This window comes from Saccharopolyspora sp. NFXS83, from assembly GCF_026241095.1.
GTDB lineage: Bacteria > Actinomycetota > Actinomycetes > Mycobacteriales > Pseudonocardiaceae > Saccharopolyspora_C.
In genome coordinates, this window is sequence record NZ_JAPFGB010000011.1 from 118,740 (window position 1) to 135,337 (window position 16,598).

12 protein-coding genes are annotated in these 16,598 nt (G+C 70.0%); 11 read left to right on the forward strand and 1 reads right to left on the reverse strand.

The window, feature by feature from the left end:
* Positions 1 to 60: 60 nt before the first annotated feature.
* The gene (locus tag OOZ19_RS14700) at positions 61 to 534 is read left to right on the forward strand and encodes an NUDIX hydrolase (RefSeq protein ID WP_266090661.1); all 474 of its coding nucleotides are present in this window, start codon (positions 61 to 63) and stop codon (positions 532 to 534) included.
* Between the two features lie 188 nt (positions 535 to 722).
* On the opposite strand, the gene eccCa is transcribed toward OOZ19_RS14700, so the two are convergent.
* Positions 723 to 4,706, reverse strand: coding sequence for a type VII secretion protein EccCa (eccCa, locus tag OOZ19_RS14705; RefSeq protein WP_266090662.1), 3,984 nt, complete (start codon positions 4,704 to 4,706; stop codon positions 723 to 725).
* 136 nt (positions 4,707 to 4,842) lie between these two features.
* Between eccCa and eccD the strand changes: the two genes are divergently transcribed.
* From eccD to OOZ19_RS14755, 10 genes are all read left to right on the forward strand, one after another.
* Positions 4,843 to 6,252: a type VII secretion integral membrane protein EccD gene (eccD, locus tag OOZ19_RS14710; protein WP_266090663.1), complete on the forward strand. Its 1,410-nt coding sequence runs from the start codon at positions 4,843 to 4,845 to the stop codon at positions 6,250 to 6,252.
* Entirely contained in the window at positions 6,252 to 7,679 is a 1,428-nt protein-coding gene (eccB, locus tag OOZ19_RS14715; RefSeq protein WP_266090664.1) for a type VII secretion protein EccB, read from the forward strand. The genes eccD and eccB overlap by 1 nt, the downstream gene beginning before the upstream one ends.
* A gap of 166 nt (positions 7,680 to 7,845) precedes the next feature.
* Positions 7,846 to 8,172: a hypothetical protein gene (locus OOZ19_RS14720; RefSeq protein ID WP_266090665.1), complete on the forward strand. Its 327-nt coding sequence runs from the start codon at positions 7,846 to 7,848 to the stop codon at positions 8,170 to 8,172.
* A 51-nt stretch (positions 8,173 to 8,223) separates the two neighbouring features.
* The gene (locus tag OOZ19_RS14725; RefSeq protein WP_266090666.1) at positions 8,224 to 8,526 is read left to right on the forward strand and encodes a WXG100 family type VII secretion target; all 303 of its coding nucleotides are present in this window, start codon (positions 8,224 to 8,226) and stop codon (positions 8,524 to 8,526) included.
* 131 nt (positions 8,527 to 8,657) lie between these two features.
* Positions 8,658 to 9,104 (forward strand): hypothetical protein, encoded by a 447-nt coding sequence (locus OOZ19_RS14730; RefSeq protein ID WP_266090698.1) that lies wholly within the window; start codon positions 8,658 to 8,660, stop codon positions 9,102 to 9,104.
* 78 nt (positions 9,105 to 9,182) lie between these two features.
* Positions 9,183 to 12,404, forward strand: a complete 3,222-nt coding sequence (locus OOZ19_RS14735; protein ID WP_266090667.1) for a hypothetical protein — start codon at positions 9,183 to 9,185, stop codon at positions 12,402 to 12,404.
* 4 nt (positions 12,405 to 12,408) lie between these two features.
* Positions 12,409 to 14,217, forward strand: coding sequence for a hypothetical protein (locus tag OOZ19_RS14740; RefSeq protein WP_266090668.1), 1,809 nt, complete (start codon positions 12,409 to 12,411; stop codon positions 14,215 to 14,217).
* Positions 14,214 to 14,684, forward strand: a complete 471-nt coding sequence (locus OOZ19_RS14745) for a YbaB/EbfC family nucleoid-associated protein (protein ID WP_266090669.1) — start codon at positions 14,214 to 14,216, stop codon at positions 14,682 to 14,684. Before OOZ19_RS14740 ends, OOZ19_RS14745 begins: the two co-directional genes overlap by 4 nt.
* Entirely contained in the window at positions 14,677 to 15,000 is a 324-nt protein-coding gene (locus OOZ19_RS14750) for a WXG100 family type VII secretion target (RefSeq protein ID WP_266090670.1), read from the forward strand. Before OOZ19_RS14745 ends, OOZ19_RS14750 begins: the two co-directional genes overlap by 8 nt.
* A 118-nt stretch (positions 15,001 to 15,118) precedes the next feature.
* Positions 15,119 to 16,598 (forward strand): WXG100-like domain-containing protein (locus OOZ19_RS14755; protein WP_507028811.1); only part of this gene is annotated, 1,480 nt, incomplete at its 3' end.

Below are 16,598 nucleotides of genomic sequence, written 5' to 3' on the forward strand. Positions count from 1 at the left end.
TCTCCCGCGTCGTCCTGGGCCGCGCCCCGCGGATCGCGGATGTTCGGGAGCGGTGCGGGGATGAGCCTCCGGTTGGCCGCGTACGCCGTGTGCGTCGAGGACGGGCGGGTGCTGCTCGCCCGCTGCGCACCACCGACCGGCGAGAGCACCTGGACCCTTCCGGGCGGCGGGGTCGAGCACGGCGAGGACCCGTTCGACGCGGTGATCCGGGAGGTCGCCGAGGAGACCGGCTGCGACGCGGTGGTCGAACGCCTGCTGGGCGTGGACTCGAGGGTGATCCCCGTGGCGGCGCGTCGTGTGCCCGGTCCGCTCCCGCACCAGAACGTCGGCGTCTTCTACCGGGTCCGGATCACCGGTGGCGAGCTGCGGCCCGAGCCGAACGGCGAGACCGCCGAGTCGGTGTGGACGCCGATCCCCGACGTCGCGCACCTCCGGCGGTCATCGCTGGTCGACGTCGGTCTCGCCCTGGCGCAGACCGCCCCGGCAACCGGCCATGCAGACCCCGTCCCGGTCGGCGGCCTGATCCAGCACTGACCGCCCCGCGGATCGCGTGATCCGCCGGAGCCGGACGGGGGCGGGCGCTACGCCGGTGGTGCCCCGGTGGCGATTCCTCCTGCGCCGTACCGGGTTGCCGCAGCCCGGCCGGGCGTGCGCGTCGCGCCGAACCCGGACGTGGAACGGCCCGGGCCCCCGCGATCTCGGGGCCCGGGCCGCTCCGCTGCTCAGTCCTTCGCCTTCTCCGCGCCGGGGACCAGCGGCGTCTGCACCAGGCGGACCGTCCGCCTGCGGTTGACGTACTGGCCCCGGCCCGGGGGCAGCGTCCGGGGCTTGAGGTTGCCCAGGAACCGCTCGTCCTTCGGGCAGGACAGCAGCAGCGCCGGGGTGCCCAGCTCCCACATCCGCCGGATCACCTGGTTGCTCATCGAGCGGCTACCGCCCGAGGTGCTGCGGGCGATGATCAGGTGCACGCCGACGTCGGCGCCGTGCGGCACCAGCGAGTTCAGCGGCTGCAGGATGCCCGCTCCCATGCCGCCCTCGGCGAGTTCGAAGTCGTCGATGATGATGAACAGCCGTCCGCCGTTCCACCAGTCGCGCTTCGGCAGCCTGCTCGGCGGGATCTCCGGTCCGGGGATCCGCTTCTCCAGGCCGCGGGCCGCGTTCGCGATGGAGTTGCCCAGCGCGTCGGCCCCGACGGCGTACTCGATCTGGTTCGCCGCCGGGATGGAGTCGTGCAGTTCCCGGCGGAAGTCGCCGAACATGACCCGCGCTTCGTCGGGACCGTAGGTCGCGGCCACCGAGCGGGCGATGTGCCGCAGGATGCTGGTCTTGCCGGATTCCGCGTCGCCGTAGATGAGCAGGTGCGGGGTGGTGTCGAAGTCGTACCACTGCACGGCCAGGCCGGTGTCCTCGATGCCCAGCGGCATCCGCAGCTCCGTGCCAGGTCCCGACCGGTTCGGGGCCGGGAGCTCCTCGGGCTTGAGCGACATCGGCAGCAGGCGCACCCGCGGTGCCGAAGGGGCCTCCGGCTGCGCCAGCGCCTCGGCCAGCTCGGTCGTGGCGTCGGCGACGTCCTCGCTGCTCGGGTCGCCGTCGATGCGCGGCAGCGCGGCCAGGAAGTGCAGCCGGTCGCTGGTGATGCCGCGGCCCGGGATGTTCGGCACGGTCGCGGCCAGCCGGCTGTTGACCTCGGAGTCCACCGGGTCACCGAGGCGCAGCTCGAACCTGGTGCCCAGCACGTCCCGCAGCCACGGCCGCATCTCCGCCCACCGGTTGGTGGCGATCAGCATGTGGATGCCGAAGCTCAACCCGCGAGCGGCGAGCTCGGTGAAGCGGTCCTCCAGCTCCTCGAAGTCCTGGCGGATCGTGTACCAGCCGTCGACGACGAGGAACACGTCGCCGTACGGGTCGAGGTCGGTGAACCGGCCAGCCCTGCGCGCCTTGCGGTACGTCGCCATCGAGTCGATGTTGTGCTCGGCGAACAGGTTCTCCCGCTTGGCCAGCAGGTTCGAGACCTCCAGAACGGTTCGGGTGACCCGGTCCTTGTCGAGGCGGTTCGCGACGCTGCCGACGTGCGGCATCTTCGACAGCGACGCCAGGGTGCCGCCGAAGTCCAGGCAGTAGAACTGCACCTCGGCAGCGCTGTGGGTCAGCGCCAGCGCGCTGATCAGCGTGCGCAGCATGGTGCTCTTGCCGGTCTGCGGGCCGCCGACGACGGCCGCGTTGCCCCGGCTGCCGCCCAGGTCGGCGGTCAGCAGCTCGCGGCGCTGCTGCGCGGGCAGGTCGATCAGGCCCACCGGGACGTGCAGGTTGGCGGTCTGCAGGTCGCCGACCGGACGCGGTCCGAGCACCGGGTGGTCCACCAGCGGCGGCAGCAGCTGGTCCAGGGTCGGGGACTTCTTCAGCGGCGGCAGCCACACCTGGTGCGCCCGCGGCCCGAGGTCGCGCAGCCGCTCGATCAGCACGTCGAGCACGCTCTGCGTCGGCTCGTCGGTGTCCGGTTCCGGTTCGGGTTCCGGTTCGGGCAGCTTGGCCGGTTCGATGTAGTCGGTGCCGAAGGCGACCACCTGCTGCTCGGCCTCGGCTCGGGTGCTGCGCTGCCGCTTGCTGCGGTACGGACCGGACACGAACGCGCCCTTGAACCGGGTCAGCGTCGTGGTGTCCGGTCGCAGGTACCCGTTGCCGGGGCTGCTCGGCAGCTCGTAGGCGTCGGGAACACCGAGGATGCTGCGGGACTCCATCGCCGAGAAGGTGCGCAGGCCGATCTTGTACGACAGGTGCGTCTCGATCTTGTGGATGCGACCTTCGTCCAACCGCTGCGACGCCAGCAGCAAGTGCACGCCGAGGCTTCGGCCCAGGCGGCCGATCATCGCGAACACGTCGACGAACTCGGGCTTGCTGGAGAGCATCTCGCTGAACTCGTCGACCACGATGAACAGCGCGGGCATCGGTTCGAGCTGCACGCCCTGCTGGCGCGCCGCCTCGTAGTCGCGGCGCGACGCGTAGTTGCCGGAGGCGCGCAAGTGCTCCTGGCGGCGGTTCATCTCACCGGTGAGCGCGTCCTGCATGCGGTCGACCAGCTCGAGCTCGTCGACCAGGTTGGTGATCACCGCGGAGGTGTGCGGGAGCTGGTCGAACCCGAGGAACGCCGCGCCACCCTTGAAGTCGACGAGCACGAAGTTGAGCTCTTCGGAGCTGTGCGTGGCGGCCAGTGCGGCCACCAGCGTCCGCAGCAGCTCGCTCTTGCCCGAGCCGGTCGCGCCGATGCACAGGCCGTGCGGGCCCATGCCGTCCTCAGCGGACTCCTTGATGTCGAGCTCCAGCGGGGTGCCGTTGCCCGCGATCCCGATGGGGACCCGCAGCCGGCGCTTCGCGGTCATCCGCTCGCGCCGGTACTTGGCGGGGGAGAAGGTGCGGACGTCGCCGAGGCCGAGCAGCCCCGCCAGCTCGTAGTCGCCCGCGAGCGGTTCGTCGGTGTCGGTGGTCGCTTCGCCGACCCGGTAGCGGGCCAAGGTCCGCGCCAGCGCGGCGACGCCGATGATGCTCATCGAGTCGGGTCGGCACAGCGGACTGCCCGCGGGCTTGCCGAGCCGGTCGAACGACACGGTGCTCACCTGGTCCTGCTCCACTTCCAGGAACAAGGTGTCCGGTTTGGACTGCCACGGCAGCGATTCGCTGATGTCGAGCACCACGGTGTTGCGGTAGCCCTCCTCGCCGACGCGGTGTTCGGCCGGGAGCTGCACGCCGTCGAGGATGATCACGACCAGCGGCTCGGTCGGGGTGACCGGGGTGTCCGCTTCGAAGCGCGGCCGGGAGGTGAAATCGCTGCCGCCGAGCAGGTCCTCGACCTCCGTCATGGTCTCGCCGACCAGGCGGCGCGAGCCCGCGGCGTCGCGGCCGTCGCCCTGGTTGTGCGGCAACCACTTCAACCAGTCCCAGTCCTCGCGGCGCTGTTCGGTCGCGCACAGCGCGATGCGCACCTCGCCGGGTGCGTGCGAGGTGACGAGCTGGGCGAGCATCGCGCGGGTCAGGCCCCGAACCGCCGTCTCCTCACCGCGGAACCGGATCTGGCCGAAGCCGCGCAGGTACACGGCGATCGGCGCGTTGGACAACGTCGTGTAGGCGCGCAGGAACCGGCGCAGCGCGTGCGCGGAGAGCGGTTCGAGGTCCTCGATGGGCTTGCTGTCCGGCGGGACCAGCTTCGTCGCCGAGCGCTGCTTGCCGAGCCCGATCCGCACCTCGCCGAAGTCGTCGTGCGCGGGCCGCCGCTCCCACAGGCGGTATCCGAGCGCCAGCGACCACAGCGACCGCGGGTCCGGGTGGATCCACCGCGCCGCCTTCTGCTGCCCGGTCAGCGCTTTGCGCACCTGCCGCCGCAGCGACCCCAGGTAGCGGATGTAGTCGCGGCGGAAGCCGTGCAGCTTCTGCTTGTGGTTGACCGAGTTGCGCAGGAGCTGCACCAGGATCATGCCGACAGCGGAGAGCATCATGATGCCGCCGCCGATGTACGACAGCACCCCCGACCCCGGGCGCACGAACATCATGACCATTGCCAGGGAACCGAGCCCCATGGGCGCGTACATCATGACGGAGCTGATGCCGCCGCCGTTGTCCTCAGGAACCGCGGGCGGCTCCTGGATCTCTATCTCCTCGCTCGGTGAGGTCGGTTTCGGTCGGCGCGAACGCCGAGCGAACAGCACCGTGCTCACTTGCTCTCCCTTTGGTGAGTGGAATCCCCTGGATGTCCGCTGGGACGGACTGATCAGTAACGTCTGCGCGTGCAAGCGTTACGTTGCTGACCGGGTCGCGGTCTCTCAACCTGGCAGGAAAGGACCCCGGGCACCCATGGCGATTTCGGAAGAGCAGGTCCAGCATCGCACAACAGAGTCTGGGAGGCTACGGTTCGTCCTCGGCAAGAAGTCGACCGACGTCGCGCTACCCGCCGAGGTACCGCTAGCCGACCTGCTACCAGCCGTCCTCCCCCAGTTCGGTGCCGAATGGGTAGAGCAGGGCGCCGACCACGAAGGCTGGGTGGCGCAGCGCGTCGGTGAGGCCCCGCTGGACGAGGATCGCACCATCGCCGAACTCGGCCTCCTCGACGGCGAGACGATCTACCTGCGTCCGCGCGCCGACCAGCTCGAACCCATCGACTACGACGACCTGGTCGACGGTGTCGGCGAACAGGTCCAGAACCACGCGGGCCGCTGGCGCCCGGCCCGCACCCGCTGGCTGCTGCGCCTGCTGGGCTTGGCGGTCCTGCTGCTCGGCTGCCCCTTGCTGCTCACCGCCGGACAGGTGGACGCCGAGGCGGCGATCGCCGGCGGTGTGACCGCGTTGCTGCTGGCCACCGCGATGCTGGTGTCGCGCGGGGCCGCGAATCCGGTGCTGGCCACGCTGATCGCCGGGGTGGCGGTCGGCTACTCGGCGTTGACCGGTGTGCTGCTGCTGGTCGCGCTGGATCCGGTCGCGACCGTGCCGATGATGGTGAGCTGCGCTGCGGCCGGAGCGCTGATCGCGTTGGTCGTCGGGCTGCTCGGCGTGGCCGACTCGGCGCTGCTGTTCACCGGTGCGATCACCTTCACCGTCCTGGTGGGAATCCCCGCGCTGATCGCCTCGGTGAGTCCCGCCTCGGCGCAGCAGGCCGCGTCCATCGGGCTGGTCGTCATGATCATCCTCAGCGTGTTCGTCCCGTCGCTGGCGTTCCGGCTCTCGGGCCTCACGCTGCCGATGCTGCCCACCAACCCGTCTGAGCTGACCGAGGAGATCGAGCCGGTCCCGCAGCAGATCGTGGTGGAGCGCGGTGCGGTGACCGTCGGCTACTCCCGGGCGCTGCACGTCGGCCTCGGTTCCGCGCTGACCCTGGTGATGCTGGCCGCGCTGCTCGGCGAGGCTGACGTGTGGACGGTCGTGTTCGGCGCGGTGGTCTCGCTGTTGCTGTTCCTGCGCTCGCGGCACCCGGACGGCGCGATGCAGCGCTGGTCGCTGGTGGTGCCCGCCGCCACGGGTGTGGCGACGTGCGTGCTGCTGGTGGTGACCTGGGCCGGGCCGCTGACCGCGATCCTGGCCACCTGGCTTCCTTCGCTGGCGGTCGGCGGACTGCTGCTGGTGTTCTCCGAGTTCCTGCCCGGCCGCAGGCTGCGGCCGTACTGGGGTCGCACGGTGGACATCTTCGAGTCCTTGACGGCGGTGGCGGTGCTGCCGCTGCTGCTCCAACTCCTGCACGTGTACGCGAAGATGCGAGGGCTGGCCGGCTGATGCAGTCACGCAAGGATCAGGTCCAGGCCTACTTCTTCGTCGTGGGGCGGCTGGTCGCGGCCGTCACCCACGGGCGTCCGGACGCGCTGGAGTCGCCGAACCGCCGGGTCAAGAACGGAACCATGTTCGGCGTGCTGGTCGCGGCGCTGCTGATGGCGATCTTCGGCATCCTCGGCCTGTTCATGCCGGGCGGGAACACGTCCTGGAAGCAGGCCGGTTCCATCGTCATGGACAAGAAGACCGGCACCCGGTTCGTCTACCTCGACGGGCAGCTGCACCCGGTGCTCAACTACTCGTCCGCCAAGCTCGCCTCGGGCAACAGCGGCGGCCAGGTGGTGTCGGTGTCCCGCGAATCGCTGGAGGGCACCCCGGTCGGCCAGCCGATCGGCATCCCCAACGCGCCCGACTCGATCCCCACCGCCGAGACGCTGAAGGTCTCGCCGTGGACGGTGTGCGCGCAGCCGCTGCCGCCGAACCAGATGGTCGGCGCGCCCTCGATCACGCTGATGATCGGTACGGGCGCGGGCGGGCCCACCACGCACGAGCAGGGCTTGCTGGTCAGCGCCCCAGACGGCGCCCTGCAGCTGATCTGGGAGGGCAAGCGCTACCGGGTGACGAGCCCGGCCGTGGTCGACGCGCTCGGCTACGGCGACACCGCCCCGCTGAAGGTGTCCGCCACTTGGCTGAACCCGATCCCGGCGGGGCGGGACCTCACCGTGCAGGACACCCCCGGCGCGGGTTCGCCAGGGCCGCTGATCGACGGCAAGCCCAGCCGTGTCGGCCAGGTGTACGAGGTGCGCAACCCGGCGCTCGATTCGAGCCAGTACTACCTGGTCCGCCAGGACGGGGTCACCCCGCTGAACCGGATGAGCGCCGCCCTGCTGTTCGCCGCACCGTCCACGCGGGACGCCTACCCGGGCATGCAGGTGAGCCCGATCCCGGCGGGGCCCGCGGCGATCTCCGGGGTGCCGACGTCGAAGGGCGCCGACCTCGTCGCCGGATTCCCCGGTGTGGTGCCGGAAACGGTGACGCCGCCGCCGGATTCGCAGCCGTGCGTGCGCTACGCCGCGTCGGCGGCCGGGAACATGAAGGTCACACTGGAGCTGCAGCCGACGGCGTTGGTGAACGCCGGTGCCGTGCAGACCGCCCAGCACATCGCGGGTACCGTCGCGGACCGGATGTCGATCCCCTCCGGCAGCGGCGTCCTGGCGCGTGACCTGCCCGCCCCCGGGGCCGCGCCGGGCACCGCGTACCTGATCACCGACGTCGGTACGAAGTACCCGCTGGCGGATGCGAACGTGCTGAAATCCCTTGGCTATTCCGAAGGTTCGGTGATGCAGGTGCCCACCGATCTGCTCGCGCTGCTCCCGTCGGGGCCGGTGCTGAGCACCGCGGCGGCGACTCAGGTGCAAGCCCCCTCTTCTTGATCTTGTACTTGATGAGGGGAGTCCCTAACTTGTCGCGGTCAAGACCACTTGCAGGTCCGGGCGTGCGAGGACGCAACTAAGTTAGTTCTCGGGTTAGACCCGATATTGGTAAAGAGCACGAGAGTTGCGGCGGGCTGCCGCGGCGATTGTCAGACGGAGGCATCAAGTGGCTACTATCGACGGCGCTCTTTTTGATGAAGCGGAAATCCAGCAGGTCGCCGGTCGGCACGACGCCGCCCGTGACGAGATCGAGAACCAGCTGACTCAGCTCCGCGGCCAGCTCGACAACGTCGGGAACCAGAGCCCGAGCGAGATGACCAAGATGCTGGTCGACCAGTACGAGCAGGACCTCACCCGGCTCAAGGACTCCGTGCTGGCCGACCTGCAGTCGATGTCGCAGGACATGCGCTCGACCGCGGGTGAGCAGACCCAGCAGGACTCGGACAACATCAAGCCGATCACCAGCACCCCGATCGAGAACTTCATCGGCTGACTTTCCCGTTTTCACTTCTTTTCAATCGAATCGTCGCACTAGGAGCTAATCATGGCCGGTCCCACCAAGTATGATTACCCGGCGCTCGAAGAGGCCCGGAACTACATGAAGCAGGCCCTCGACTTCGTCAACCAGCGCGCCAGCGAGCTCATCAAGGACGCCACCAACCTGCAGGAGCGCGGTTGGCAGGGGCAGTCCGCCACCGGCTACAACGCTTCCGCGGAGCGCCTGCGCGGCCGGCTGGACGGTTTCGCCCAGTACATCGGCGAGCAGGAGCGCAACGTCGGCAAGGGCACCGAGAACATGCAGCAGACCGACCAGTCCGGTGGCAAGCGCATGGGCGCCTACAGCTGACCGGTGCAGGGCGCCACTGCGGTCGCCGGGCCGGTCAACGAGCATCGGCCCGGCATCGCTTTGCTCTCCGCTCCTGCCGCTCCTCCGCGGCCTCGTTCGATGCTGACAACACCACGGTAAGAGGGTTGATCATGGCGGAGTCCACCGCTTTCTCCCCGGAAGACATCAAGAACGCTGCCAATGCGATCGGCAAGCTGACCGAAGACATGGCGGCCTTCCAAGAGCTGAAGGCGCACTGGCCCAACGCGGGGCAGTTCGAGACCGCGCAGTGGCTGGAGCGCATCGTCGACGACCGCCGCAACGGCCTGGTCGCGCACGCCGAACGGCTGAAGAACATCTTCGACAACATGAAGACCGATCTCACGGCGATCGCCAACGACTTCGAGAACGCCGACGGCGAAAACGCGGACAAGATCAAGGCCGAGATCGATGACATGCGGGGCCACATCGACACCGCGATCTCGTCCTTGGACAAGGGCACCGAGGACGAGCAGCACAACTTCACGGAAGACCCGAACGTCAAGCCGGACGACAACTCCAGCGACGGCGACGGCTACAACGACACTCTGCCCGCCTGAGCGTCGTGAACAGCACCGTTTGACCCCTTAGTCATCGATCGGCCGGTAGGCCGCTTCTTCGTGTGAGGACCATTCGCAATGGCGGACAAAGCCGAATCCGTGGTGGGCGTTTACAGCGCTTCCGCCCCTCCCATGGCTGTGGACAACTACTCCAGCTGGGAAGAGATCGACGCCGCCACTTGGGACCTCACGCACAACGGAGGGGCCACCGGCGATCATGCGAGTCTCAGCAGCAACAAGACCGCGGAAGCGTGGTATGAGCTGGAAGCGGCCTTCACGAAGGCCACCGAGCGCCTCGGTGAGATCAACGAGGGGCTCAACAAGCAGATCAAAGCCCTGCAGGACCACATGCAGGGTGTCGCGGGCGACGCTTTCAACCAGTACGCCACCGATCTGTTCAAGGAGAGCGAAGATCTCTACAACACGCTGACGAATCAGGCTTACGCCACGACCGTCGGCAACATCGGCCACGCGATCCAGGACTTCGCGCACCGGTGGTGGGAAGCGCTCGACAACGAGCACGCGCGCCGCACGACCGCGATCGAGAAGATCGAAGCCGTCTCCACCGAGCTGAGCCAGTCCGAGTTCGACAGCAAGGTCAACGAGGCCGTGAAGGTCAGCGAGGAGAACCTCCTCGAAGAGCTGAAGGTCCTGCTGACCAGCCTCACCAACCAGTACAGCGAGCGCGGGTCCGACCTCAGCCCGCTGCACATCGCGCTGAGCCCGGCCGCCGAAAACCAGGGCAGCGGCAACGACGACAAGTCGGACGACGACTCCAGCGGTTCCGGCGACGACGACTCCAGTGGTTCCGGTGACGACGACTCCAGTGGTTCCGGTGACGACGATTCGAGTGGTTCCGGTGACGACGACTCGAGCGGTTCCGGCGACGACAGCTCGGACGAGAAGGACGAGGCCGAGGACGAAGCCAACGAGGCCATCGACGAGCTGACCGGCGGGGGCGAGGGCTCCGGCGAGGGCTCCGGTTCCGGTGAGGGCTCGGGCGAAGGCTCCGGTTCGGGCTCGGGCGAGGGCTCCGGTTCCGGTGAGGGCTCCGGCTACGACTCGGGGGTCCAGGACGCCAAGAACGCCGCGAACGAGGCGATCGACGGCCTCACCGGCGGGGAAGGCTCCGGGTCCGGGGAAGGCACCGGTTCTGGTGGAGGTGCCGGCGAAGGCACCGGGTCTGGTGAAGGCGCGGGTTCGGGCTCCGGATCCGGGGAATCCGGTTACGACCAGGGCGCCCAGGAGGCCAAGCAGGCCGCGAACGAGGCGATCGACAGCCTCGGCGGCGGTGAGGGCTCCGGTTCCGGTGAAGGTGCCGGTGAGGGCACGGGTTCGGGCGGCGCGGTCGGCGGCATGCCCGGCAGCGGCCCCGGTAGCGGATCCGGCAGTGGCTCCGGCAAGAGCGGCAGCGGCTCCGGTAGCGGCAGCGGCGATTCCGCGCGGGACAAGGGCGTTGAGGACGCGAAGAAGGCGGCCAACGACGCCATCGACTCGCTCGCCGGCGGCGGCCCGGGCACCGAGTCCAGCGGCCCCGGCGGCGAAGGCTCCGGCGGCGGAGCGGGCTCGGTCGACGGCGGCGAGGCGAAGAAGGCCGCGTCCGACGCGATCGACGACTTGGCGAAGGACACCTCCGACCCCGCGGCGCAGGAACGCTTGCAGGACGCGAAGCAGGCCGCGGACGACGCGATCGGCGAGCTGAGCAAGGACGGTGGCCAGCCGAGCGCCGAAGAGGCGAAGCAGGCCGCGTCCGACGCCATCGACAAGCTCGGACAGGAGGGCGACAGCCCCGAGCAGCAGCAGGCGATGGAGGACGCGAAGAAGGCGGCCAACGACGCCATCGACGAGCTCAGCGGCAGCGGCGGCGCGGGTGGCCCGGCCACCGAGTCCGAGGGCCCGAGCAGCACCACCCCGCTCGACGGCGAAGAGGCGAAGAAGGCCACGTCCGACGCGCTCGGCGAACTGGCCGGCGAGACCTCCGACCCCGAGGCGCAGCAGCGGGTGGAGGACGCGAAGCAGGCGGCCGACGAGGCGATCAGCGAGCTGACGAAGGACGGTGGCCAGCCGACGGCCGAAGAGGCGAAGCAGGCCGCCGACGAGGCGATCGACGCGCTCGCTTCGCCGGACGACAGCCCCGCCGAGAAGCAGGCGATGGAGGACGCGAAGAAGGCCGCCGACGGCGCCATCGACGAGCTTGCCACCGCGACCACCCCGGTCGACGGCGGCGAGGCGAAGAAGGCCGCGTCCGACGCGATCGGCGACCTGGCGAAGGACAGTTCCGACCCCGCGGCGCAGGAGCGCCTGCAGGACGCGAAGCAGGCCGCGGACGACGCGATCGGCGAGCTGAGCAAGGACGGCGGCGAGCCGACCGTGGAAGAGGCGAAGAAGGCCGCCGACGAGGCGATCGACGCGCTCGCTTCGCCGGACGACAGCCCTGCCGAGAAGCAGGCGATGGAGGACGCGAAGAAGGCCGCCGACGACGCGATCAGCGAACTGGCGAGCCCGACCGACCCCGGTGCCGGCGCTCCGATCGACGACGCCCAGACGCGCAAGGCCGCCACGGACGCGATCGGCGAGCTGACCACGCAGAGCTCGGACCCGCAGGCGCAGCAGCGGCTCCAGGAGGCGCAGCAGGCCGCCAACGACGCCATCGGCCAGCTCAGCCAGGACGGCACCCCGCCGACCGCGGAGGAAGCGAAGCAGGCCGCCTCCGGCGCCATCGACAAGCTCGGCCAGGAGGGCGACAGCCCCGCCCAGCAGCAGGCGATGGAGGACGCGAAGAAGGCCGCCGACGACGCGATCTCCGGACTCAGCTCCGGCGGTACCGGCGGTGGCGGAGTCGGTTCGGAGTTGGACGACTTCCTCGGCGGTGGCGGTGGCGGGGGTGGCGGTGCCGCGAAGGCGGCTGCCGACGACGCCATTTCGAGCCTCGCCGGCGGCGGTAGCAGCGGCTCCGGCGGCGGAGGCGGCGGCTACGGTGGTGGCGGCTACGGCACCGCCGAGAACCCGGCGGCCCAGTTCGACGTCGCGGCCAAGCAGGGGCTCACGGCCCCGGGTGCGGTCGCGGGCGGCGGTGGCCCGGCGGGCGCCGGTGGCGCGGGCGGCGGTGGCGCCGGTGGCACGGGCCCCGGCGGGATGCCGATGGGCGGCGGCATGCCGATGGGCGGCGGCATGGGTGCCGGCGCCGGTGGGGCAGGACAGCAGAACCAGGAGCGCGAGCCGCAGATCTGGATGAAGGCGGACGACGGCGTCTGGGACGAGGACAAGGACAACCCGCCACCGGTGCTCGGACGGAGCTGATCTCGTGGCCACCACTACCGCGCCCGTTGATCCCGCAGTGGATCAGATGAACTTCGACCAGCTCGCTCGGATCATCAACGAGCGCAGCCCGGAGCTGTACTACCAGCGGGCGGACGAGTTCGACCGCGCCGCCGCGCAGCTCCAGCAGCTCATCGACGGACTGCGCGCCACGATGCGGCGCCTGGAAGTCGGGATGTCCGGACTGTCGATGGACAAGGCGGCCCAGGCCGCCGAGCACCTCGCGGCGAGGAATGAGCAGGTGCTGCAAGCGATGCAGCAGCCCGGCTACGCGGCGATGCTGCGCCGGGCGGGCGATTCGCTGTCGGCGGCGCAGCAGCGGCTGCGCGACCTGCAGCAGCAGCGCGCCGAGCAGCCCGGTGGCACGCCGGAGGCGATGGCGACCGCGGACAAGGACCGCACCGAGCTGGCCCGCCAGATCGTGCGCGATCTGGGCACCGCCTACGGCGATGCGGGTGGCGGCTTCACCCCGCTGCCGGGGACCGGCCCCGGCAGCACCCCGGTGCACCTGGTCGGCAGCGGGTCCGACGGCCAGGGCGACTCCGGCAACGGGAACCAGGTCACCAACGCCGGGTACTTCACCACCGGTTCGCGGACGATGAGCGTGATGAACGTCAGCACCGGCGGCACCGGACCGGGCGCCGGTGACGGCTCCGGTGGGGCGGGCACCGCGGTCCGCCCCGGCGGTCCGGCCATGATCGGCGGGGACGCCTCCGGCGGCTCGAACGGCACCACCACCTACGGCGTCGGCGGCGGGGCGGACACCGCTGCGGGTGAGCGGGCGGGGAACGCGGCACCGTGGCTCGCGGCGTCCGCGTCCGCGGCGCCGTCGGTGCTCGGGCAGTCCACGTCCGGCGGGGAACGGTCCGGCGCGACCGGCGGCGGCTGGCGGACGGCCTCGGCGTCCCGCTCCGGCGGAGTGCAGGAAGGCGTGCCGCAGGTGCTGGGCAGGCGGGTGTCCGCCGCGTCCGCCGTGGGCGGGGAGGAACCCCGTTCCGGGCAGCAGCAGAAGAAATCGCGGTCGGCGGAGCGGGAGTACACCGCGGACGAGGCCCCCGTTTCCACGATGAGCGCACCTGAGCGCAAGGAAGCCGACGCCTCGGTCGACTCCTTCCCCGGCGTTCCCGCACCCACGCCCGCCCACGTGACCGCGACGGCGACCGCGACCGCGGCGGCGACCGCCACCGCGGCGGGCACGTTGCCCCAGGGGACGCCGCCTCCGCAGGTCTCGCATGCGGTGACGCCGCCGCCCGTGCCCGACCCGTCCGCGACAACGCCCGGTGGCAACGCGCCGGGGCAGGCCCACGTCGCCAAGTCGGCGCCGACGGGCCCACCGCTGGACGTCGGGTCGTCGAGCACCCAGGCGAGCACGTCGAGCAGCGGACCGCGCAGCGCACCGGTGTCCTCGGCGCTCGACCTGGGGCAGGTGCGGACACCGGGCAGTGCCCCGACCGTGCCCCGCGCCGGCGGCGAGCTCACGTCGATGCTGCCCGGCGGTGGCGTCCCCGGCGGCACCACGGGTGGTACCGGGCCCGGACACGGTGGTCACCCCATCGGCCCGATGATGGGCGGTATGGGGGCGAACCAGTCCGAGCAGCAGGAGCGCCAGCCCAACGTCCGCGTCCCGGCGGACCGCGGTTCGTGGGACGACGGCAACGGCGTGCCGGGCGCGCTCGGCCGCCCCGTTCCGTCCGATGAGGACGGTCAGCAGCGGGAGAAGCCGGCGGCCGGGGACCCGAACGCCCAGATCGACGAGATCATCAATGGTCTCCGGGAGGAGCGGAAGATTCGATGAGCGAGACGAACCGCAGCGACGGCAACGCCTTCCAGGACCTCGACGCCGCCATGGCGGCCCTGGAGGAGGAGCAGCGCAAGCTGGCCGAGATCAGCCAGGTCCGGCAGAACGAGACGACGACGGTCCAGGCCAAGGACCGCTCGCTGGAGATGATCTTCGACGGCGGCGGCGAGTTGGCCGAGCTGAAGTTCAACGGCACGAAGTACCGGAACATGGCGCCCGCGCAGCTCGCCCACGTGATCGTGGAGACCTTGCAGCAGGGGCGTGCGCAGAGCATGGCGAAGATGACGGATCTCATGGGCTCGGATGTGCTCCCGGGAATTGATCTCGCAGGTCTGGCCACGGGTAAAGTGGACCCGAGCAGCGTGATCGACGCGCTGATCTCGCCGATGCTCAACGGTGTTCTGGACGACGACGAGCGGCGCGGCACCGGGTCGGCTTCGGACAAGGGTGGTCAGCATGGCTGAGGACTTCTACCTCGACCCGGACGGGATGCACGACGTCAACCAGCGGATCAAGACGGCCCACGACGAGTTGGCCACGGCCTTCGACGAGTTGACCAGCGAGCTTGCGGAGCTGCACGGCTGCTGGGGCACCGACGACGTGGGCAAGGCGTTCGAGAAGAACTACGACGAGCCGGCGAAGAACATCGACGAGGGTTCCAAGGGAATCCTCGAAGGGGTCGACGAGCTCACCGTCTCGCTCGACGACGCGGTGGAGACGTTCGTGGAGCAGGACGCCCAGAACTCCGACAACATCAAGAACACCGAGTACGAATCCTGACGGGTTCGCGGGATGGGCGGCGGCCGCTCGGTGACGGGATGAGGGCGCGCGACGACGACATGATCTGAACACCCGGGTGCCGTGGGCGCCCGGGTTTACTGGAGGGGGGAGTCGGGACTTGAGCAAGTACGAGAGCACCGATCTGCCCGACGACCTCCAGAAGTTCTTCAAGATCACCCTGGGCATGGAGTGGCCCGAGGGCAGCGAAGGTGGCCTCAACGCCATCCACGACGCCCTGGAGAAGTACGCGGACAAGGCCGAGCAGACGGCGCAGCGGATGATCTCCGCGGCCGCCGACATCGACGCCGCGCTCGACGGTGAGACGGCTGAAGCCACCGTCAACTACGTCAAGAACGACCTGCCCGGTTACCTGAACGAGCAGGTGGCCGTCGCGCGCGACCTCGCGAGCAAGGCCAGGGACGCGGCCGCCGACATCCAGAAGAACAAGATCATGTTCATCGCGATGACCGCGATGACCTTGGCGACGGTGATCTCGCTGATCGCGTCTTTGTTCGGCGCGTTCATGGTGCCCGCCGTGCTGGCCGCCGCCCGGGTGGGCATCACGGCGCTGCTGCGCGAGCTCATCAAGCAGATCGCGCAGAACATCGTCAAGCAGCTCGCCCGGGTGCCGCAGGCGGTCAAGGCCGGGGGCTGGAAAGCCGGTCTGCAGGCGGGCGGCAAGCAGGCGTGGCAGCTGGGGAAGTACCCGGCGGGCGGCGCGGCCTTCGGCGCCGGTGTGATGGGCGGTCTGGACGCCGGGATCCAGGGCTTCCAGAAGGATGTCCTGGGCAACCGCGACAACATCAACACCGAGTCCATCAAGGGCATGGTGATCGGTGGTGCGATCGGTGGTGCCGCCTCGGGTTTCGCGGCCGGTGCGGCGCGCGGGATCGCGAAGAGCGTCGACGACGTCATCGGGAACTTCAACAAGAACATCGCCAACGCCAACAAGCTCCGCCCGCCGTCGGACCAGATCCCGGAGAAGAAGCTCACCCGCGGCCAGGTGGCATTCGGGCGCTTCTCCGACGGTGTCGCGCAGATCGTGTCCGTCGCGGCGAGCAACCCGCTCGTCTACATCGCCACCGACGACAAGCACGGCGTCGCCTCTGACGGCATGTTCGGCGCGTTCGCCCGCGGTGGCACCTCCGGCGGGAAGGCCGGTGGCGGCGGGACTTCCGGCGGCGGTTCGCCGACGGTCAGCGAGGTCAAGGGCCCCGGGAAGCTGGAGATCCCCGGTCCGGACGGCAAGGTCGATGGCAAGAGCTCCGGTGACGGCTCCGGCGACCGGAAGGGCGGCGGCGAGGGGACGAAGTCCGAGTCCTCGACCACCACGACGAGCGAGGGCCCGCCGACTTACGCGGAGGCCACTCAGGGGCTGCCGTCGTACGCGGAGGCGACCGGCGAGGGCACGGCGAACTCCGGGCAGGGATCGCAGACTTCGTCGGGCAATCAGTCGAGTTCGTCGAGTGGGCAGTCGGATTCGTCGGGTAATCAGTCGAGTTCGTCGAGTGGGCAGTCGGATTCGTCGGGTAATCAGTCGAGTTCGTCGAGTGGGCAGTCGGATTCGTCGGGTAATCAGTCGAGTTCGTCGAGTGGGC